The sequence below is a fragment of the Pseudothermotoga sp. genome (genome assembly GCF_031962025.1).
GTDB lineage: Bacteria > Thermotogota > Thermotogae > Thermotogales > DSM-5069 > Pseudothermotoga_B.
On the sequence record NZ_JAVRKW010000005.1, the window covers coordinates 122,216 to 141,718 of the forward strand.

Below are 19,503 nucleotides of genomic sequence, written 5' to 3' on the forward strand. Positions count from 1 at the left end.
AGTACTCACTCTCCTTTGAAAAGCGCTCTACCAATTCTCACCATTGTTGCGCCTTCTTCTATGGCAATCTCAAAATCATTCGTCATACCCATTGACAGATGTTCCAGTTCAGGATAGTGCTTACGATAAAGATCCCTGAGCTTTCTCAATTCTCTGAAAATAGACCGGATCTGTTCAAAATCGTCTGTGAATGGAGCCATAGTCATGAGCCCCACCATCTGAACATTTTTGAGCCGAGAACCGAATTCAAGTATTTGTTCCAATTGAGACTGATCAATACCAGATTTTGTCTGCTCATGAGAGATATTCACTTCGATGAGAACTTTTTGGATCTTTTTGCACCTACTCGCTATTTTATCTATTTGTATGAGTTCTTCTGTTCTGCAAACTGAGTGGATGTATTCACAGATAGGTACTATGTATTTGATTTTATTGGTCTGTATTCTTCCGATAAAATGCCAGTTAATGTTCTTGATTATCCCAGATTTTTCAACCAGTTGTTGTGCGTAATTTTCTGCCAGATCTTGAACGCCAAGCTCAACTATCTGTTTAACTTCTTCTATATCAGCCTGTTTTGTCACCGCAATCAACTTCACCGATTCAGGGTCTCTCCCGACACGTTTTGCAGCATTCTCAATTTTGGCTTTTACGTTCCTGAGATTCTGCGAGAGATCCATCGAACAAACCTCCTTTTATCCTTGGTGAGTATCCAAGATGCGAATATGCAAAATCCGTCGCAACTCTTCCCCTTGAAGTGCGAATTATCAGACCTTTCTGCAGAAGATATGGTTCATGGACCTCTCTCAATGTATCGGTTTCAAGGTTCAAAGTGGCAGCAAGTGATTCCAAACCAACAGGACCACCATCGTAAACCTCAATTATGGTTCTCAGTATCCTTCTGTCGATCTCATCCAGTCCAAGCTCATCGATTTCGAGAATATCCATGGTCTTTTCCACCAGACCAACGTCAATACTGGTTTTTCCTTTCACTGTAGCCACATCCCGTGTTCTTCTGAGCAATCTCAGAGCAACTCTTGGAGTACATCTCGATCGCTCGGCGATCAATCTTGCTGCAGATTCTTCTATTTGGATACCAAGGATATTGCAAGCTCTCTTGATTATTTGAACCAGTTCATCAACATCATAGAACTGCAATTCAAGGGTCATGCCAAAACGGCTCCGCAGTGGAGAACTCAACAATCCACTTCTGGTTGTAGCTCCAATAAGTGTGAATGGTCTAAGACCAATGCGGATCGAACGGGCTGTTGGACCTTTACCTATCATTATGTCCACCTTGTAATCTTCGAGCGCCGAGTAGAAAATCTCTTCGACTGCCTTGTTGATTCTGTGAATCTCATCTATGAACAAAACATCGCCGTCGTTCAAGCTTGAAAGTATTGCCGCAATATCACCCTGTTTTTCCAGTACTGGTCCGCTCGTAACGTATATATTCGTTCCCATTTCTTTTGCAACCACAAAGGCAAGGGTCGTTTTGCCAAGACCAGGTGGACCTGCAAAAAGAATATGATCGAGCGGCTCATTTCTCATCTTGGCAGCCTGAATGGCTATCTTGAGTTTTCGCTTTACCTCAGTCTGTCCTATGTAATCATCCAAGGACTGTGGTCTTAGAGAAGAAAGAATATCCCCATTCGTGCTCACCGTTTTGCTCCTTTCATGGATAAATCCTATATAGAGTTCTGGCAAATGGTATAGCCTCTCTTATGTGCTCAAGTCCGCAAATCCATGCAACTGTTCTTTCAATTCCAAGACCAAAACCACTGTGAGGAACGCTTCCCCATCTTCTCAAATCCAAGTACCACTGGTATTTTTCCTTGGGCAAATTGAATTCTTCAAGTCTTTCCAGCAACAGTTGATAATCATGTATCCTTTGCGAACCACCTATGATTTCTCCATAACCTTCGGGTGCTAACAGATCGGCACATCGAACGACTTCTGGTCGTTCTGGATCTGGCTGCATGTAAAAAGCCTTGACCTTTCGTGGATAGTGCGTGACAAAAACCGGTTTTTCGAAATTCGAAGCTATAATAGTTTCTTCATCGCCGCCGAAATCATCACCCCACTGGATATTCAAGCCATTTTTCTGTAACAACTTGATCGCTTCGTCGTAAGTGATTCTTTCAAAAGGTGGCTCTACTTTTTCGAGTTTTGTTATATCTCTATTCAGAGCTATCAAATGGTCTTTTGCATGTTCAAGGACATACTTCACTATGTAAGAAACAAGTTCTTCTTGCAGTTTCAGGTTGTCTTCATGTTCATAATATGCAACTTCGGCTTCGTGCATCCAGAATTCTATTAGATGCCGCCGTGTTTTTGATTTCTCAGCCCTGAAAGTTGGTCCAAGGTTATAGACTTTACCAAAAGCCATACAGGCAGCCTCAAGATAAAGCTGTCCTGTCTGAGTCAGATAAACCTTCCCGTAATCAAAATAATCGAGTTCGAACAAATTGCCGGCTGTTTCACCAATAGATCCGGTGAAAATTGGTGTGTCGATCAAAGTGAAATTTCTGGCTTTATAAAACTGTCTTATAGCTGTTAAAATGGCATCTCTTACCTTTAGGATGTGAAACTGCCTTCTTGATCTCAACCACAAATGTCTGTAAGACATCAGAAAATCTATACCGTGGTCTTTCTTTGATATTGGATATGGTTCTTCTGGTATCTGAACTGGCACCACTTCAGATGCATGGATCTCAACTTTGTAAGGTGATCTATTGTCTTCGATCACTTTGCCCCTGATGATAACACTCGACTCGATTCTCAATTTAGAAGCTTTTTCAAAGATTTCTGGATCTGTTGAAGAACTTTCAACTACAACCTGAACAAAACCGGTGCCATCTCTGAATTGAATGAAATGAATCTTCCCGCTGGATCGCATGTTCCACACCCAGCCACGCAGTTCAACCTCTTCACCTATGTGGTTCTTCAGCTCTTCAACATAGAGCCATCTCACGACAGATCCCTCCTCACCGCTTTCCTTTTTATAATAACACTTCACATGTCACTTGAACATTGTGGACATCATGGTATAATACAATTGCAAGGCGACGTAGCCAAGCGGTTAAGGCGGGGGTCTGCAAAATCCCTATGCGTGGGTTCGAATCCCACCGTCGCCTCCAGGGGGAAGTACTTCCCCTTTTTTCTTTCCCACTTGACTATTCATCCAACAGTTGCATAATCATCTTAGAGGTGATTTTATGGATATCAGGCGCCTCGATCGCTTTATTTTTCAGATAAAAGGGTTCAACGTTGACGCGACTGTTTATACAGATGATCAGACGATTAATGATCCAGAATTCAGGGAAGCCTTACAACAGATAGTGAATGTAACATACATGCCCGGCATAATTGCCGCAATTGCTATGCCAGACATTCACTGGGGTTATGGTTTTCCAATAGGAGGAGTTGGAGTTTTTTCAGCTGAAGATGGAGTTATCTCACCTGGTGGTATAGGATTTGACATAAACTGCGGTGTGAGACTTTTGCTGACTTCTGCGAGTGAGAACGAAGTCAGACCAGTTATAAACAAATTGCTTGAACAGATTTACAAAACTGTTCCGGTGGGTGTGGGAGCAAGTGGAGCTATCAAAGTGGACGAGAAAACACTGCGGCAGATTTGTGTACAGGGTGCTCACTGGGCTGTAGAAAAGGGGTTTGGAACCAAACAGGACCTGAACAGGATTGAAGATTCAGGAAGGTTAAGCCCGGCTGATCCAAACTGTGTATCAAAAAAGGCTTTTGAAAGAGGACTTGACGAGCTAAGCACACTCGGTGCGGGTAATCATTTCATAGAGATACAAAAGGTCGATCGAATTTTCAACCAAGATTTTGCGCAGAAATTTGGAATTTTCAAAGATCAGATTGCGATCTGTATACACTGTGGTAGTCGTGGATTTGGACACCAGATTGCCACAGATTACATTCAAATCATGCGTGATAAACTATCTGATCACAACAAAAATCTACCCGATAAGCAGTTGATAAACGCCCCATTCAACCATACAATCGGACAGCAGTACTTTAACGCGATGAACTGTGCAGCAAATTACGCCTTTGCCAACAGGCAGATGATATCTGAAATGATAAAAAGAAGCTTTGAAAAGGTTTTGCCAGAACATGACATCTGGCTTCTGTACGATGTGGCGCACAATATAGCAAAACTCGAAAATTATGGACGAAAGGTTATAGTTCATCGTAAAGGAGCCACAAGATCCCTTGGTCCTGGAAATACTTTACTGCCTGAAGAATTTGTGAAAGTGGGACAGCCTGTTTTGATACCCGGAAGTATGGGAAGCGCATCTTATGTTCTTGTTGGAACTGAAAGAGCAGAGCAGATTTCGTTTGCAAGTACAGCCCACGGTGCCGGAAGAGTCCTTGGCAGAAGGGCGGCACTGAGAAATCTGAGTTATGAACAGGTTTTAAAGCAACTTGCTCAGAAGGGCATACTGACTCTGAGCAAAGAGAAAAAGACATTGATCGAAGAAGCTCCTGAAACTTACAAAGATGTGGAGAGAGTTGTTGAGATCGTGGATCAGGTTGGCATATCGAAAAAAGTTGCACGTTTAATACCACTGGGTGTGGTAAAGGGATGAAATTTTATCTGAATTTTGAAGGTGTAGCATCCACATTATATATTCTTCTCACACAGGGCGCAGTTTTCACAGGTCTTGCTTTGGCATTTGGACTTGATGAGTTTCTCATTGGTGTGAGTGCCGCTTTTCCAATGATCGCTCAGGCATTTCAGATAGTTTCACCTTTGATAATGAGAAAATTTCCAAAGCGCAGGTTTTTGACCAATCTTTTTAACCTTCTTTCGAGATCTCCATGGATATTGCTCATGATACTTTTGCTCGTTCCAAACAGAAGTCCAGCCGTCTTTGTAACAGTTTTTGCCTTTTCCCAGATTTTTGGGACTCTTGCTGGAAACGCCTGGACATCGCTGGTTCGTGATTTGATACCAGAAGAAGAAAGAGGCACATTTTTTGGCAGAAGAAATATCTACATCTCTCTTGTGACACTGGTCGCTTTCTATGGCTACTCCCTGCTCATTGAGAAATTCCAGGATCCGCTGGGTTATGAAATCGTCATCGGTATTGGCATGATCGGGATGCTTCTATCTCTCTGGGCTTTGAAAAAAGTGCCGGAAGTCCCTCTTAAAAGTTCTGGTGCCCTGATAGAAACAAAAGTAGTATTTCAAGATTACAATTTCATGAGACTGTGTTTGTTCTATCTGATATGGAATGCAGTGATAGCATTTACTTCTCCTTTTTACAGCTATCATCTGCTGAAAAATTTAAATGTACCTTTTTCGTACATAGGTATCACAACGGTTATTAACAGTCTTGTCGCAATGGCTTTCTACAACATTTGGGGTAAACTTTCAGACAAATACGGTCATAAAACAGTGGCTGTCCTTGGAATAATCATGGCTTGTTATGTTTCACCTCTATGGATCTTTATGAATCAGTTCACTTGGAGATATATGATGATCGTCGATGTTGTCATGTCTGGTATTGCCTGGTCTGCCATAAACCTCACTTTTCTGACACTGCCAATGGAGGTAGCCCGCAGTTCTTCTCCGGCATACTTTGCCATGTACTCGATGTTTGGCGGTGTTGGCGGGCTGATCGGAGCAATAATAGGCGGAGCAACTGCTAAAGCATTATCTTCGGTGAAATTTTCAATTTTAGGGATCCCCATAGTTGGAATACAGATAATGTTCTTCATGGCAAGTTTTATGAGAGCTTCCACTTTGAGATTCATATTGAAAGTGAAAACAAAAAGATATGTGCCGGTCAGACGACTCATAGTCAATGCCCTGTCTCATGTCTCTCGCAGTGAAATGCCAAGGATAAACGGTGCAGATATCTATGATTTGAACAGAATGATAAAGCGAAAGGTTGAGGAAATACAATCAGAGGAGGGGAAAAAATGGCGAGTGAAAAGATGGTGGTAACACAGATAAAAGATTCAACTGTGATACTCAGCAGAGAAAGAACATCAATGTGCGGCAAGTGTCCAGCCAATATGTTCTGTACGGGAGAAAAACAGACGATAAATTTAGAGGTAGATAAAGCACAATTCGATCTCAAAATAGGAGACCAGGTACTGGTTAGAACACCCGCAACGAGCGGTATGAAAGTCGCTTTTTTAGTTTACACGGTACCAACTGTTATATTCATCGCTTGTCTTTTAATAGCAACGCGCTTTTTTTCGGAGATCGCATCTTTAGTGATATCACTTTCCGCCGTCACGGGCTATTATTTTTTACTCAGATTCTACGATAAAAAATTCAGAAAAAAATTCCGTCCGCAGATCATCCAAATCGTTCGCGATTGAGATTGAACAGATCTGTTAAATGTTTTTTCTCTTCATTTATAATAGTTTCAATGGTTTTTTTCTCATCACCGGCATATCGCAAAAGCTCAGAATAGAAAATAATGCTGTCTTTTTCGATGTTTATTGCCACCTCAAGTGCCTGCTTCAGGGTTAGGTCTTGCTTTGTTTTTTTCATGGCAGGAAAGATGGAAACTTCTGCGAGGCTTTTCAGATAACCACCGACTTCATCTTCAATCCAGCTGGAAACTGAAGCAGAATGCCTGGTTTGTTCTGCCAAATTCTTGAAAGTCTCTTGATGAACTCTTTCCTGTTCTGCCATCCGATTGAAGAATTCCTTTAGTTCTGAATTTTTCTGATCTTTTGCAAGATTGTTGTAGAACACATAACCATTTGCCTCGATCTGAACAGCGATTGAAACAAGATCGCCTATAGATACCATTTAGCCACCTCCTGTATTTAGAATTCTATCATTTCTGTTTGCAATGAGCTGATACCTTCTAAAATTTCTTCTGGAGTAATCAACCTTCCACCGACTTTTGTCACAACCTTGACTCTCAAATTCTTTTTTGTCAATGACAGTACCTCTTTTGCATATTGACCCAGATTCATTTCTGCGAAGACCACTCCATCAACCTGCGCCAGAAGTTTTTTCAGTCTAACGGCGGCGACAGGCCAGATTGTTATGGGCCTGAAAAGTCCAACTTTGATCTTGTCCTGCCTTGCTATCTTGACAGCTTTCATAGCACTTCTTGCAACCGAACCATATGCCACAACCAAAATCTCAGCATCATCTGTCATGTATTCATCGTACATAGCTATTTGATCGGCATGGACTCGTATCTTGTTTGACAGACGCCGAACCAGTTTATCGCTGATCTCAAAGCTCGCCTGTGGGAAACCAGATTCGTCATGTACAAGACCCGAAACGTGAAAACGAGCTTTTCCCATTTCAACGAGTGGAGTCGGAGTTGGTTCCGCAAAGTCCTGCTCGGAAAACGGTGTGTAAATATCTTCCTCTGACAAATCACTTTCTGTCAACCTCGGGACTATTTTCACTTCCTTGTCATCGGGTAATTCGAAGGTTTCTCTCATGTGTCCCAGGACTTCATCCATCAGAAAGATGACCGGAGTACGGTAATACTCTGCGTAATTGAAAGCCTTTATGATGAGTCTGTAAGTTTCACCGACACTCCATGGATACAGAGCTATGATCTCATGATCTCCATGCGTACCCCATTTTGCCTGCATTATGTCGCCCTGAGCTGGCTGGGTGGGCAGTCCTGTGGAAGGTCCTCCTCGCATAACATTTACAAAAACACAGGGCGTTTCTGTCATAACAGCATAACCGATCGCTTCCTGCATCAAGCTGAATCCCGGTCCGCTTGTTGCCGTCATCGACTTGGCTCCGGCAAGGGAAGCACCTATAATAGCCGCGGCACTAGCTATTTCATCCTCCATTTGAATGAACACTCCACCTACTTTTGGTAGTTCTCTTGCCATTGTTTCGGCTATTTCCGAAGAAGGAGTTATCGGGTAACCTGCATAGAATCTACATCCACCTCTTATAGCTCCAAGTGCACATGCTTCATTTCCCTGCATCAAAACTCTCTCACCCATTTTCGACACTCTCCCGTACAGGTTGTTTTTCCTCTATGACGATGGCAAAATCCGGACAGAGATTTTCACACATCAAACAACCAATACACTTAGATGCGTCTACAACAACGGGTTTTAACAATTCACCTTTTCCAATTGCTCCCGTTGGACAAAAGTGATAGCATATACCACATTTTTTGCACCATGAATAATTTATCTTCACGTCGTACTGTTTTTTCATCGTTAAAACCTCCCTATTTAATCAAAGACAGGAACACACCGGCTGCAACGGCCGAACCAACAACACCTGCAACATTCGGACTCATTGCATGCATGAGTATGAAATTGGTTGGATCAACTTCCTGTGCCAGTTTTTGTGCAACTCTTGCAGAATCTGGTACGGCTGAAACCCCGGCTGCTCCAATCAATGGATTTATTTTTTGCTTCAAAAACAGATTCATGAATTTGGCAAAGAGAATACCACCAGCTAAGGAACATATAAAAGCAAACGCACCAAGACCGAAGATCATCAAGCTCTGTGGTCTTAGGAAAACATCTGCACGTGCAGAAGCACCAACACAAACCATGAGAATAATCGTCACTGTGTCGAGTATGTATCTACTCGCTGCCTCAACAAGCCTTTTCACATTTCCAGCCTCTCTTAAAATGTTGCCAAGCATCAGCATACCAACCAGCGATAGCGATTGTGGCACAAGAATAGCAGAAACTACCGTGACAATTATCGGAAAGAGTATTCGTTCTGTTTTGGAAACTTTTCTCGGTGGACCCATTCTTATTTTTCTTTCTTCTTTCGTTGTGAGGATCTTTGACACAATCGGTTGCAGGATGGGTATCAATGCAATATAAGAATATGCAGCAATCGCGATCGCCGAAAGAAGTTCCGGAGAAAAGCGGCTCGATATGTATATGGAAGTGGGGCCATCTGCTCCTCCAATAACTCCTATCGATGCTGCCTGCTTCATGCTAAAGCCAAAAAACCTTGCAAGAACGAATGTTATGAAAATTCCAATTTGAGCGGCGCCGCCCAGAAATATAGTTATTGGATAGGAAATCATGAATGAAAAATCTGTAAGAGCGCCTATACCAAGGAATATCAGAGGAGGATATATACCTTTTATGACTCCTATGTTCAGGTACCAGAGCAATCCTCCTTCGTCGAGTAAGCAGGTAAGTTGCGGTGGAATATTACCGAGTATTATCCCAAAAGCGATCGGAATCAGCAGCAACGGTTCTGCATCTTTTTTTATTCCTACATACAGCAATGCAAGTGCGACAAAGTACATAATGATATTTCCCATGGTGATATAACCAAATGCCGATTGTTTGAAAAAAGCCGTCAAACCTTCCAACATTCTATGACCTCCTGCTCAATCTATCATAGGATAGCGTAAATTTTTTTCCCTGGCTGTTTCAAGTGCAATTTCATAACCGGCATCCAGATGTCTGATGACTCCTATGCCAGAATCGTTCGTCAAAACCCTCTCAAGTTTTCGATGTGCCAGATCAGTGCCATCGGCAACTACTACCATACCTGCGTGGATCGAATAACCTATTCCAACACCTCCCCCGTGGTGAACAGATACCCATGTAGCACCACTTGAGGTGTTCAGCAAAGCGTTCAATATGGGCCAATCAGCTATGGCATCGCTACCGTCTTTCATGGCTTCCGTTTCTCTATAAGGTGATGCGACAGATCCTGTATCGTGATGATCTCTACCTATCACAATGGGCGCTTTTAACACACCCTTCTTAACCATATCATTCATGGCAAGCCCCATTAAAGTTCTTTCACCCTGACCAAGCCAGCAGATTCGTGCAGGTAAACCCTGCCAGTGAACCTTTTTCTGAGCCATTTCAATCCATTTTCTCAGATGATCGTCCTTGCCAAACAGCTCAATCACCTTTTTGTCTGTTTCATAAATATCCTGTGGATCTCCAGAGAGTGCCACCCATCTGAACGGACCACTTCCTTTTGCAAAAAGATACCTGATGTACTCTGGAACATATCCAGGTATCTCAAAAGCATTTTGAACACCATGGTCGTATGCCAACCTGCGAATGTTGTTTCCATACTCAAAAACTTTTGCACCTTGTTTTTTCATCTCTAAAATGGCATTGACATGTTCAGTGACCGAGTCGTAAACTCTTTGAAGGTATTCTTGGGGATTTTCTTTTCTGAGTTGGGCAGCTTCATCGACAGTAAGCCCCTTTGGTATATAACCATTGAGGGGATCATGGGCTGCGGTTTGATCTGTGACAACATCGGGTATGATTCCCATCTCAACGAGTTTTGGATGAACTTCTGCAGCATTGGCAAGCAGAGCCACAGAAAGCGGCTTTTTCGATTTCTTTGCCTGTTCAACCAGATTCAGTGCCTCTGACAGATCATCTGTCCAGGTATCAAGATACCCTTTTTCCAATCTTCGGTCGATCATTCTCTTATCTACTTCCACTGCAAGCACAACACCATCGTTCATTGTAACTGCAAGCGGTTGAGCTCCACCCATTTCGCCAAGTCCAGCGGTCAGAACAAATTTGCCAGCCAGAGTTCCGTTGAAATATTTTTTCGCAACCGCATAGAATGTTTCGTAGGTACCCTGAAGAATCCCTTGAGTGCCTATGTAAATCCAGCTTCCTGCGGTCATCTGCCCGAACATGATCAATCCACGTTGTTCAAGCTCCCTGAAGTATTCCCAGTTTGCCCATTTGGGCACCAACAATGAATTTGCTATTAATACCCTTGGAGCCCATTCGTGAGTTTTGAAGACCGCCACGGGTTTTCCACTTTGAACAAGCAGTGTTTCATCGCACTCGAGTTCTTTCAGCGTTTGGACGATTTTATCAAAACACTCCCAATTTCTCGCAGCCTTTCCCGTTCCCCCATAGACAATGAGATTAGCCGGATCTCTTGCGACTTCAGGGTCCAGGTTATTCATGAGCATTCTCATCGCCGCCTCAGTTTGCCAGCTTTTGCATGTTAAAACCGTACCTCTTGGAGCCCTGATCGTTCTCATAAAGGTTGAACCTCCTTTCTTTTCTCCCAGGATTATTGTATCATTTTCATGGTATTTTTTTGTATGGGAGGAGAAAGATGAAAATATTACTGGTAGATTCAGATGATATCAAAAAAAAGCTGGTCGAACAGCTATTCATTGCAAACACAGTCGCTGATGATTTTGTCAAAAAACAGATCGAGCAATACGAAGGACCGTTCAGCGATGTCTTAAAGAAAAACATCATAGTTGCTCAAAAAACAGGCTTACCACTTTGTCAGGATACCGGTATGGTCGAGTTTTTTGTTTTTACGGCGCATAACATTGTATTCACACAGCCTGTTGAAGAAATCCTCAATGAAGCTGTGAAACAGACTTACATGGAACATCCTTTTAGGTATTCTGTTGTGAAAGACCCTGTCTTTGAAAGAAAGAATACCTTCGACAACACTCCAGTTGTCGTGCACACCTTTATAACAAAAAGAGAAAATGTCCAGGTACGTTTTCTTGTAAAAGGTGGTGGAAGTGAAAATCTGACAAGATTATTCATGCTCAATCCATCTACCAGAGTTGATGAAATAGTCGACTTAGTTGTGAACCACGTGAAAGAACACGGTGCCAAGGGTTGTCCACCTTTGAATGTAGGAATAGGAGTCGGAGGAAGTTCTGACAAAGCCATGGTTCTATCAAAACTGGCTCTAACCAGAGTCGAACAAAACCATGATCCACGTTATGCAGAGCTTGAAAGAACAATTCTTGAGAAACTCAACCAACTGAAGATAGGCTTTCAGGGATTGTCCCAAGGAATTACAGCTTACTCAGTACACATAGAGCATGCTCCAACGCATATAGCAAATCTACCCGTTGCGGTTTCCTTTGATTGCTATCTGTGCAGGAGAGGAGTTATAGATGTTGAACCTAAAAGAATTGAGGATATCTGAAAGAATCAATTACTCAGGTACGTTTTTGATCATGAGAGACGCCGCACAAAAAAGAATTCAGAATCTGGTTGAACAGAAAAAACCCCTGCCTTTTGAGTTATCAAATCAAATAGTTTTCTATGCAGGTCCAACAAAACCACTGAATGAAAAAGTCGCGATTGGTCCAACAACCAGTGAGAGAATGGATCGCTATTTAAAGATGCTCTTTGAACTGGGAGTGCTTGCAACTGTTGGCAAGGGTAAAAGGAGTGAGCTTGCAAAAAATCTCTGTCAACAATACCAGAGGGTGTACTTTGTTGCTCCAAGTGGTGCGGCAGCTGCACTATCTGAACATATAAGTAAAATAGAGCTACTGGCTTTTGAAGATCTCGGTCCTGAAGCAGTTTACAGATTAGAAGTTGTAGATTTTCCATTGATAGTGGCAATAGATTCACACGGTAATAGTCTGTTCACGTGAAATTTATCTTGTAGGAATATATTTTTGTAGTGAACAACTCTATTCATTTTTTTACAAGGAGGATGTGGTAATGACCTACGCAGGAATTTTCACAGGAATCTGTGCTCTTGTTTTCTGGTTTGGGAAATTACCTTATTGGCACATCGTTACTCCCTTGTCGATGATTTTCATGCTAATGGTACTCACATTGAAGATATTTTCTGCCAAAAATACATCAACAGTTCAGAGTACCAGCGAGGATAAAGATACTGTCAACTTTTTCAGGGAACTTTTTGTATCTTCTCGTGGTCTTCGCGATGATGCAGAAAATCTGACGAATATATCCAAACAGATGAATGAAATGTCTGAATTAACCACAAATAGAGTCAAGAAAATTTCCGAGTTGATCCAGTCCTTAACCGCGGCTCTTGAAGAGACTTCTTCCAGTACAAGTGAGATAGCGAATTTTGCCAGAGTTATAGGGCAGAATTCCGAGAAAATGCGGGAAAAGTTCGAACAAATAGAAAAGGACGTATCGGAATTGAGAGAACGAATGAATGCCCTGTCGAATGAAAATCTCTTTGCGAAAAACAGGTTATCCGATTTAGTGCAGACTATGAACAACTTGTCAGAGGTATCAAGTGGTATTAGACAGATGATTCAGACCATCCAGCAGATATCCGAACAAACAAATCTCTTAGCTTTGAATGCCGCAATAGAAGCGGCGCGTGCTGGCGAACACGGAAGAGGTTTTGCCGTAGTTGCAGATGAGGTGAGAAAGCTTGCCGAGCAGTCACAGATCTCAGCACAGCAAATTTCTGTTCAGATCTCAACCATTGAGTCCGCTATCAGAGATTCCATAGAAAAGAGTGCAGCAGTAGCGGAATCTGTTCAGAAAACCATCAAATCAAACGAGGATTTTGCAAACAATCTTGTTTCACTGAAAGATACAGTAGGTCATTTCAAAAAAGTGATCGACGATATCATTTCTTCTATAAACTCTCAGATACATTCAACGCAGGAGATAGAGTCAGCCGTAAATGCCAATGCAAATACAGCTAGTGATATTCTCAATTTTGCAGAAGAGACAGATAAAACCATTCGATCGCTCAACAGCATCTCTCAGGATCTTCTGAAAAGTGGGCAGATTTTGCTAATAAAATCACTGAAGCTGAGCAGTCTAACCGGTGCAAGAAAATGGCTGACTGAACAGCTCAATGATTTAGCCAGATTGATATCACTTCCCGAATGTCAAAGGCTGGACTGGCAGGGATTTGAACCATACGCAAAAGAATTTCTAAAAACAAAGGGCGATGTCTATGAAGCACTGTTTATAGCAGATTCTGAGGGAAATTTCATAACCACCACAGGCACAAAGGGCACCATATCTGATAGAGCGTATTTCAAATATATAAAACAGAACAGAGTCGACTGGACGATTTCTGACCCTATCCAATCTAGAGCAACCGGCAACATGGTGTTGACTGTAGCCTTTGCAATAAGAGATGGAGAGGTTTTCAAGGGCGTAGCCGGTGCCAATCTAATTTTGAATCGGCTTGAACGGCAGATAGAGCACGAGAAAATCTGACAGTTCAACTGCAGAAGTGGCATTTGCAATAATGTCCTGGTGAAATCTCAATCAGATCCGGTTCTTTTTGCTGACAGATCTTCTGTGCCTTTGGACATCTTGTATGAAAAACACATCCACTCGGTGGTTTGGCAGGATTGGGTATTTCACCGCGTGGCACAGAGCGAATCTTTCGTCCTGTTCCAACACTCGGCACGCAATCGAGCAAAGCCATCGTGTAAGGGTGAGATGCTTTTTGAAAGATATCATCCTTTGTACCAAGTTCCATGATTTTGCCAAGGTACATCACTGCAACGTGCGTAGCCATATAGTCAACTACAGCTAAATTGTGTGTGATAAACAAATAGGTGAGCGAAAATTTTTCTCTCAACTCTTTGAGTAACGCCAGTACTCTCGCCTGGACAGAAACATCCAGAGCCGAGGTTGGTTCATCCAGAACCACGAACTTTGGTCTCAAAACAAGTGCACGTGCTATGGCAATTCTCTGCCTCTGACCACCAGAAAACTCGTGGGGGTATCTGAACATATGTTCTTCTCTGAGCCCGACCATTTCTAAGATTTCTTTTATTCTCAGATATATTTCATCTGATCTCAGTTTCAAGTGTATTTTCAAGCCCTCACCTATTATATCTTTCACAAGTTTTCTTGGATGAAGTGAGTTGTATGGATCTTGCTGAACTATCTGCATCTGTCTACGATATTGAAGCATTTCCTTGCCGGACAATCTGGTTATGTCTTTGCCGTCGTAGAATAAACTACCAGAGGTTGGTTCGATCAATTTGAGAAGAGTTCGACCAAGTGTACTTTTACCGGATCCAGATTCTCCTACCACGGCATAGATAGAACCTTTTGGAATTTGAAAGGTGACATCATCAACGGCTTTGACATAAACAGGTCTGGAGAACATCGATTTTCTTATTTCAAAATATTTTTTGAGATTTTTTACATCTATAAGCACTTCCATAGCGAAAGCCTCCTAATGATATAGATGACAAGCCACATAATGATTTGCTTTCACCTCAAAAAGCCCTGGAAGTTCAGCGTAACATTTATCGAAGGCGTGTTTACATCTTGGATGGAAACGACAACCAGATGGTGGATCAACTAAATCTGGAACAACTCCTGGTATTCCGACAAGTTCTTTGCTCTTACCTATGATTGGAATAGATTCAATTAACCCTTTCGTATAAGGGTGTAGAGGTTTATCGAATATTTCACCACTGGATGCAACTTCTATGACATTACCGGCATACATCACTGCAACTCTATCACAGAATTCCGAAGCGATCCCAAGATCGTGGGTAATGAGAATCACGGCATTTTTTCCCACCGTCACCAGTTTATCGAGTAATTCAAGTATCTGAGCCTGAATAGTCACATCAAGAGCAGAAGTTGGCTCATCAGCTATCAACAACTTTGGTTTTACGGCGAGCGCCATGGCTATCATGACTCTCTGAGCCATTCCACCGCTCAATTCGTGTGCATACAGATCTTCTGTTCTCTGCCAGTCCAACCCTACCATTTCAAGTGCTTCCCTGACCTGCGCGTGTGCATCTTTTACCGCTATTCCCTGACTATGTGCGATTGTTTCGGCTATCTGAAAACCAACTTTGAATACAGGATTCAAAGCTGCCACTGGTTCTTGAAAAATCATGGAAATCTGCTTGCCTCTGATTTTGTCCATCTCATCCTCACTGAGCTTTAAAAGGTCTTTATCGCCGAACAAAATCGACCCATCGATTATTTCCCCTGGCTGTTCGATGAGTCTCATGATAGACAGGGCGGTAACAGACTTCCCGCAGCCTGTTTCACCTACTATTCCCAAACGTTCTTCTTCGTTCAGCCAGAGCTCTACACCGTTCAGAGCTTTTATAGTTCCTCTATAAGTGTGAAAAATCACGCGAAGCTTGCTGATGTTTAGAAGAGACCCACGGTTCATAATTTACCTCCTGAGTCTGGGATCGAGTATGTCTCGAATGCCATCCCCAAGTAAATTAAAACCAAGAACAACCACCGCTATAAACAAACCTGGAAAGGTTGAAATCCACCATTGCTGAACTAAATAACTTCTCCCATCACTGACAATTGCACCCCATTCCGGTGTTGGTGGTTGTGCTCCAAGTCCCAGAAAACCAAGCCCGGCAGCAGTCAAAATGATCGTTCCCATTCTGAGCGTCAATTGAACAAGTACCGGCGATAAGCACATTGGAAGTACGTGGAAAAGCAGTATTCTAAAGTTACCAGCACCAACTGCTTTTATGGCTTCTATATACGGCTGTGATTTTACTTTCATAGCCTCTGCACGTGCTAATCTCGCTATGACCGTCCATTCAACCAGAGAAATAGCCAAAATAGCGTTGGTTAAACCTCTTCCAAGCATCGCCGATAGAGCCATTGCGAGAATTAATCTGGGAAATGCGAGAAAAATATCAGTAATACGCATTAGAATCTCGTCAACTACACCACCAAAATATCCAGCAGTTATTCCAACTGCGACACCTATGGTACCACTGATAACTGTTACAAGAAATATTATCCAAACTTCTATTCTTGCACCGTAGATTACTCTGCTGAAAATGTCTCTGCCAAATTGATCTGTACCAAACAGATGTTGCCTGCTCGGTGCTTTCAATCTTTCTGGCAGATTGGTTTTTACCGGGTCGTATGGTGCCAGAAGTGGCGCAAAGATAGCCATCAGGATAAAGCCAATGACAATGAACGTACCTACCATTGCGAGTTTTGTTCTTTTCCACAAATAAAAAGTGTGCTTCCAGTCCTCTACAATTGGCTTCCAGCGAGAGATTGCACTCTGAGTCTTCTCTGCCAAGAAACTCACCCCTAAATGCGCATTCTTGGGTCAAGTGCCGCATAAATGATGTCAACAATCAGATTGACAAGGGAATAAACCACAGCGATGAACAGAGTACCACCCATGATTGCAGGGTAGTCCAGTAGCAATAGAGAATTGACGATATATCTGCCAAGACCAGGCCAACCAAAAATTGTCTCTGTTAGAACTGCACCCTCGAGCAAACCTCCAAATGTCAAACCTATTATTGTCACCACAGGTATGAGTGCATTTCTGAGTGCATGACGGTATATCACCAGCCGCCTGCCAATGCCTTTTGCTTTTGCAGTTCTTATGAAATCCTGCCTTAGAACATCTAACATACTCGAGCGCGTGATCCTTGCTATTGACGCGGCTGCTGAATAACCCAGAACTATCGAAGGTAAGACTAAATGCGCTAAGGCATCTTTGAAAGCCTCAAAATTGAATGATAGGAGTGAATCTATTAGATATAAACCTGTATACTTTGTCGGCGGAGTGATGAAAAGCCCGAGTCTTCCGGTTCCTGGTAACCAACCTAAGCGAAAATAGAAAAGCAATAACAAAAGCAAACCGGTCCAGAAAACAGGCATTGACACACCAAGTATTGAAAAAACTCTTGCAAAATGATCTATGAATTTATTTCTATGAACTGCCGATAGAATTCCAAGGAAAATTCCCAGAGCCACAGACAAAATGGTTGCACAGATGGCAAGCTCTAATGTGGCGGGAAAGAAATTGGCAATATCTTTTACAACAGGTCTATTACTCTTGAGTGAAATACCCAGATCACCTTTCAGCAATCCAAGCATGTAATCGATAAATTGATTCATCAACGGTTTGTCAAGTCCAAGACGCCTTTTCATATCTTCTACAAGGTCAATCGGAGCATTCCCTCCGAGTATCGCCCCAACTGGATCTGCTGGTATGACTTTCGCTATCACAAAAACCAGTACCGATACACCGAACAGAACAAGCAACATCAAAAGAAGTCTACGTATTATGAAAGAACCAAGCTTCATTTAGTATAACATCCTCCCTTGAACACAGATTATTAAAAGGGTGGTTGGAAAAACCAACCACCCACGCAGAAATTTCACTTTTTGGATATTTTTGTAAAATCGAAGGTCAATGTATAGCCTTCAACAGCCCTTTCAAAACCAATCACATCATTACTAACCGCCCAGAAGCCAACTGGTTGATACAACATTGCAAAAGGACTCTTCCCTATCCAGTATTCCTGAAGTTCTTTATACATCTGGGCACGTTTTTCATCATTCAGTTCAACGCCGGCTTTCTCAGCTAAATCTGCAGCGTAATCATCATACCACATGTTTCTCCAGGCGAGCTGTTTGACTCTGTAGTTGGCAAAAGGCTTTGCAAGCGCATCTGGATCGGGATAGTCTATACCCCAACCAGCTATGATCATTTGATGACCCTGCTGACGATACTTTGCATACATTTCTGAGGATGGCATCTGTACTATGTTTGCTTTGATACCTATATCGGCAAGATTTGATTGCACGATTATAGCTTCATTTCTTCTTATATCCGTCGTACTTGTTATTATTTCTACTTCAAAGCCATTTGGATAACCTGCCTGTGCCAAAAGCTCTTTTGCTTTCTGGACATCTCTCTTAAATGGATTCAGTTCTATGTAGCCAAAATACCCTATGGGCATGAAATTCTGATTGAGTATTGCAAAACCTCTCATGACAGAATTGATGATTGCATCATAGTCAATGGCATACTTGACTGCCAGCCTGACTCTCTCATCTTTGAATGGACCCCAACCGACGTTCATTGCGACGTATTCATTCGACTGTTCTGGAGTAGTAACAAGGCGAATGTTTCCACCTTTTGCTTCTCTCAACTGCGCTGCCTGTTCTGTAGTTATATTCCATGCCACATCGACATCTCCTTTTTGGACAAGCAGGAATTGGGTTGTTTCCTCAGGTACATCTTTGATTATGATTTTCTTCAAAGGTGGTTCACCAGCCCAGTATTTGGGATTGGACTGGAGGATTACTTGCTCTTTGCGTTTCCATTCAACTATTATGAATGGACCAGCGCCTGCTGATTTGTCTGTGAGATAAGCCTGTCCAAGATCGTCGTTAACTTGGTTCGCCAGGACTACTTTCTTGTTGACGACGCCACCCCATGGTGGAGCAATGATCGAGAGCACGATGTTTCTAGCCAGAGGTTTGGTTTTAAGGACAACCGTCAACGGGTCCTTTGCAACAATTGTTTCTTCCATGTTATCTTTGGTGAGCCCCAGTTCATTGAACAGCCATGTCGGCGATTTGTTGATCATTAGTACTCTCTTAAAGGAGAAAACCACATCCTCTGCAGTGAGTGGATCCCCGTTGGCAAAAACAAGTCCTTTTCTCAAATGAAAAGTCCAGACGGTATACTCTCCTTCCTGCTGAACTTCCCAGCTTTCTGCAAGATCGGGAACTGGTGTAAGCACACCATTAACTGGTTCGATCTTTGTGAGTCCTGCATAGGCGGAAGTAACCACAGCAGCTGCGAAGGTCTCATAACACACGGCTGGATCAAGCGTAATGAATATTTCTGTGTTGGCTGCTATAACGAGTGTATCCTTTGGAGTTTTTGCAAAACCCGCAAGAGCAACTAACACTAACAAAGCCACCAGAACTTTTTTCCACATATATCTTCCCCCCTGCTTGAAGTTTAATGTAATTATACCACAAAAACTGAACCTTTGCAAGAGTTAAAAAGAA

Annotated in this window: 19 protein-coding genes and 1 tRNA gene; 7 read left to right on the forward strand and 13 right to left on the reverse strand. The window is 42.4% G+C overall.

The features are described 5' to 3' along the window. Window positions 1-5 precede the first annotated feature (5 nt). From AC4E92_RS05765 to asnS, 3 genes are read right to left on the reverse strand one after another with little or no spacing between them, the layout of a single operon-like run. Window positions 6-677: a YggS family pyridoxal phosphate-dependent enzyme gene (locus AC4E92_RS05765; RefSeq protein ID WP_490239643.1), complete on the reverse strand. Its 672-nt coding sequence runs from the start codon at window positions 675-677 to the stop codon at window positions 6-8. Continuing rightward, window positions 634-1,689 carry a Holliday junction branch migration DNA helicase RuvB gene (gene ruvB, locus AC4E92_RS05770; protein WP_490239687.1) on the reverse strand — a complete coding sequence of 352 codons (1,056 nt, stop codon included), beginning with the start codon at window positions 1,687-1,689 and terminating at the stop codon, window positions 634-636. The genes AC4E92_RS05765 and ruvB overlap by 44 nt, the downstream gene beginning before the upstream one ends. Further along, window positions 1,673-2,971, reverse strand: a complete 1,299-nt coding sequence (asnS, locus tag AC4E92_RS05775; protein WP_490239644.1) for an asparagine--tRNA ligase — start codon at window positions 2,969-2,971, stop codon at window positions 1,673-1,675. Before asnS ends, ruvB begins: the two co-directional genes overlap by 17 nt. Window positions 2,972-3,061: 90 nt before the next feature. Here asnS and AC4E92_RS05780 point away from each other — a divergent pair. From AC4E92_RS05780 to AC4E92_RS05795, 4 genes are all read left to right on the forward strand, one after another. After that, window positions 3,062-3,137 (forward strand) — tRNA-Cys (locus AC4E92_RS05780). Between the two features lie 78 nt (window positions 3,138-3,215). Beyond that, window positions 3,216-4,610 carry an RtcB family protein gene (locus tag AC4E92_RS05785; protein ID WP_490239645.1) on the forward strand — a complete coding sequence of 465 codons (1,395 nt, stop codon included), beginning with the start codon at window positions 3,216-3,218 and terminating at the stop codon, window positions 4,608-4,610. Next, window positions 4,607-5,974 carry an MFS transporter gene (locus tag AC4E92_RS05790; protein ID WP_490239646.1) on the forward strand — a complete coding sequence of 456 codons (1,368 nt, stop codon included), beginning with the start codon at window positions 4,607-4,609 and terminating at the stop codon, window positions 5,972-5,974. The genes AC4E92_RS05785 and AC4E92_RS05790 overlap by 4 nt, the downstream gene beginning before the upstream one ends. Then, window positions 5,950-6,357: a SoxR reducing system RseC family protein gene (locus AC4E92_RS05795; RefSeq protein ID WP_490239647.1), complete on the forward strand. Its 408-nt coding sequence runs from the start codon at window positions 5,950-5,952 to the stop codon at window positions 6,355-6,357. The genes AC4E92_RS05790 and AC4E92_RS05795 overlap by 25 nt, the downstream gene beginning before the upstream one ends. Here the strand turns inward: AC4E92_RS05795 and AC4E92_RS05800 are convergent. The 5 genes from AC4E92_RS05800 to hutU are packed head-to-tail and all read right to left on the reverse strand — an operon-like array spanning window position 6,335 to window position 10,988. Further along, window positions 6,335-6,796 (reverse strand): ferritin-like domain-containing protein, encoded by a 462-nt coding sequence (locus AC4E92_RS05800; RefSeq protein ID WP_490239648.1) that lies wholly within the window; start codon window positions 6,794-6,796, stop codon window positions 6,335-6,337. The two genes, AC4E92_RS05795 and AC4E92_RS05800, sit on opposite strands and share 23 nt — an antisense overlap. 17 nt (window positions 6,797-6,813) lie before the next feature. Further along, window positions 6,814-7,974, reverse strand: a complete 1,161-nt coding sequence (locus tag AC4E92_RS05805; protein WP_490239649.1) for a 2-oxoacid:acceptor oxidoreductase subunit alpha — start codon at window positions 7,972-7,974, stop codon at window positions 6,814-6,816. Then, window positions 7,967-8,194 carry a 4Fe-4S dicluster domain-containing protein gene (locus AC4E92_RS05810; protein WP_490239650.1) on the reverse strand — a complete coding sequence of 76 codons (228 nt, stop codon included), beginning with the start codon at window positions 8,192-8,194 and terminating at the stop codon, window positions 7,967-7,969. Before AC4E92_RS05810 ends, AC4E92_RS05805 begins: the two co-directional genes overlap by 8 nt. A 13-nt stretch (window positions 8,195-8,207) precedes the next feature. Next, a complete protein-coding gene (locus AC4E92_RS05815; RefSeq protein WP_490239651.1) occupies window positions 8,208-9,326 on the reverse strand; it encodes a sodium ion-translocating decarboxylase subunit beta in 1,119 nt (372 codons plus the stop codon). Window positions 9,327-9,341: 15 nt separating this feature from the next. Continuing rightward, on the reverse strand, window positions 9,342-10,988 hold the full coding sequence (gene hutU, locus AC4E92_RS05820) for a urocanate hydratase (RefSeq protein WP_490239652.1): 1,647 nt from the start codon (window positions 10,986-10,988) through the stop codon (window positions 9,342-9,344). 77 nt (window positions 10,989-11,065) lie between these two features. On the opposite strand from hutU, the gene AC4E92_RS05825 reads away from it, so the two are divergent. From AC4E92_RS05825 to AC4E92_RS05835, 3 genes are all read left to right on the forward strand, one after another. Beyond that, on the forward strand, window positions 11,066-11,908 hold the full coding sequence (locus AC4E92_RS05825; protein WP_490239653.1) for a fumarate hydratase: 843 nt from the start codon (window positions 11,066-11,068) through the stop codon (window positions 11,906-11,908). Then, window positions 11,877-12,365 carry a FumA C-terminus/TtdB family hydratase beta subunit gene (locus AC4E92_RS05830; RefSeq protein WP_490239654.1) on the forward strand — a complete coding sequence of 163 codons (489 nt, stop codon included), beginning with the start codon at window positions 11,877-11,879 and terminating at the stop codon, window positions 12,363-12,365. Before AC4E92_RS05825 ends, AC4E92_RS05830 begins: the two co-directional genes overlap by 32 nt. A gap of 70 nt (window positions 12,366-12,435) precedes the next feature. Continuing rightward, a complete protein-coding gene (locus AC4E92_RS05835; RefSeq protein WP_490239655.1) occupies window positions 12,436-13,932 on the forward strand; it encodes a methyl-accepting chemotaxis protein in 1,497 nt (498 codons plus the stop codon). A gap of 4 nt (window positions 13,933-13,936) precedes the next feature. Here the strand turns inward: AC4E92_RS05835 and AC4E92_RS05840 are convergent, their stop codons facing one another. From AC4E92_RS05840 to AC4E92_RS05860, 5 genes are all read right to left on the reverse strand, one after another. Next, entirely contained in the window at window positions 13,937-14,896 is a 960-nt protein-coding gene (locus tag AC4E92_RS05840) for an ABC transporter ATP-binding protein (RefSeq protein WP_490239656.1), read from the reverse strand. A gap of 12 nt (window positions 14,897-14,908) precedes the next feature. Next, window positions 14,909-15,871 carry an ABC transporter ATP-binding protein gene (locus AC4E92_RS05845; protein WP_490239657.1) on the reverse strand — a complete coding sequence of 321 codons (963 nt, stop codon included), beginning with the start codon at window positions 15,869-15,871 and terminating at the stop codon, window positions 14,909-14,911. A gap of 3 nt (window positions 15,872-15,874) precedes the next feature. Next, window positions 15,875-16,759: a nickel transporter permease gene (nikC, locus tag AC4E92_RS05850; RefSeq protein WP_490239658.1), complete on the reverse strand. Its 885-nt coding sequence runs from the start codon at window positions 16,757-16,759 to the stop codon at window positions 15,875-15,877. An 11-nt stretch (window positions 16,760-16,770) separates the two neighbouring features. After that, window positions 16,771-17,781, reverse strand: coding sequence for an ABC transporter permease (locus AC4E92_RS05855; protein ID WP_490239659.1), 1,011 nt, complete (start codon window positions 17,779-17,781; stop codon window positions 16,771-16,773). Window positions 17,782-17,855: 74 nt separating this feature from the next. After that, window positions 17,856-19,430, reverse strand: a complete 1,575-nt coding sequence (locus AC4E92_RS05860) for an ABC transporter substrate-binding protein (RefSeq protein ID WP_490239660.1) — start codon at window positions 19,428-19,430, stop codon at window positions 17,856-17,858. Window positions 19,431-19,503: the final 73 nt, after the last annotated feature.

Bases quoted from the DNA above. Each gene is read 5' to 3' on its own strand.
- AC4E92_RS05765 (WP_490239643.1), bottom strand. From the start codon at position 677: ATGGATCTCTCGCAGAATCTCAGGAACGTAAAAGCCAAAATTGAGAAT.
- AC4E92_RS05785 (WP_490239645.1), top strand. From the start codon at position 3,216: ATGGATATCAGGCGCCTCGATCGCTTTATTTTTCAGATAAAAGGGTTC.
- AC4E92_RS05790 (WP_490239646.1), top strand. From the start codon at position 4,607: ATGAAATTTTATCTGAATTTTGAAGGTGTAGCATCCACATTATATATT.
- AC4E92_RS05795 (WP_490239647.1), top strand. From the start codon at position 5,950: ATGGCGAGTGAAAAGATGGTGGTAACACAGATAAAAGATTCAACTGTG.
- AC4E92_RS05800 (WP_490239648.1), bottom strand. From the start codon at position 6,796: ATGGTATCTATAGGCGATCTTGTTTCAATCGCTGTTCAGATCGAGGCA.
- AC4E92_RS05805 (WP_490239649.1), bottom strand. From the start codon at position 7,974: ATGGGTGAGAGAGTTTTGATGCAGGGAAATGAAGCATGTGCACTTGGA.
- AC4E92_RS05810 (WP_490239650.1), bottom strand. From the start codon at position 8,194: ATGAAAAAACAGTACGACGTGAAGATAAATTATTCATGGTGCAAAAAA.
- AC4E92_RS05815 (WP_490239651.1), bottom strand. From the start codon at position 9,326: ATGTTGGAAGGTTTGACGGCTTTTTTCAAACAATCGGCATTTGGTTAT.
- hutU (WP_490239652.1), bottom strand. From the start codon at position 10,988: ATGAGAACGATCAGGGCTCCAAGAGGTACGGTTTTAACATGCAAAAGC.
- AC4E92_RS05825 (WP_490239653.1), top strand. From the start codon at position 11,066: ATGAAAATATTACTGGTAGATTCAGATGATATCAAAAAAAAGCTGGTC.
- AC4E92_RS05830 (WP_490239654.1), top strand. From the start codon at position 11,877: ATGTTGAACCTAAAAGAATTGAGGATATCTGAAAGAATCAATTACTCA.
- AC4E92_RS05835 (WP_490239655.1), top strand. From the start codon at position 12,436: ATGACCTACGCAGGAATTTTCACAGGAATCTGTGCTCTTGTTTTCTGG.
- AC4E92_RS05840 (WP_490239656.1), bottom strand. From the start codon at position 14,896: ATGGAAGTGCTTATAGATGTAAAAAATCTCAAAAAATATTTTGAAATA.
- AC4E92_RS05845 (WP_490239657.1), bottom strand. From the start codon at position 15,871: ATGAACCGTGGGTCTCTTCTAAACATCAGCAAGCTTCGCGTGATTTTT.
- AC4E92_RS05855 (WP_490239659.1), bottom strand. From the start codon at position 17,781: ATGAAGCTTGGTTCTTTCATAATACGTAGACTTCTTTTGATGTTGCTT.
- AC4E92_RS05860 (WP_490239660.1), bottom strand. From the start codon at position 19,430: ATGTGGAAAAAAGTTCTGGTGGCTTTGTTAGTGTTAGTTGCTCTTGCG.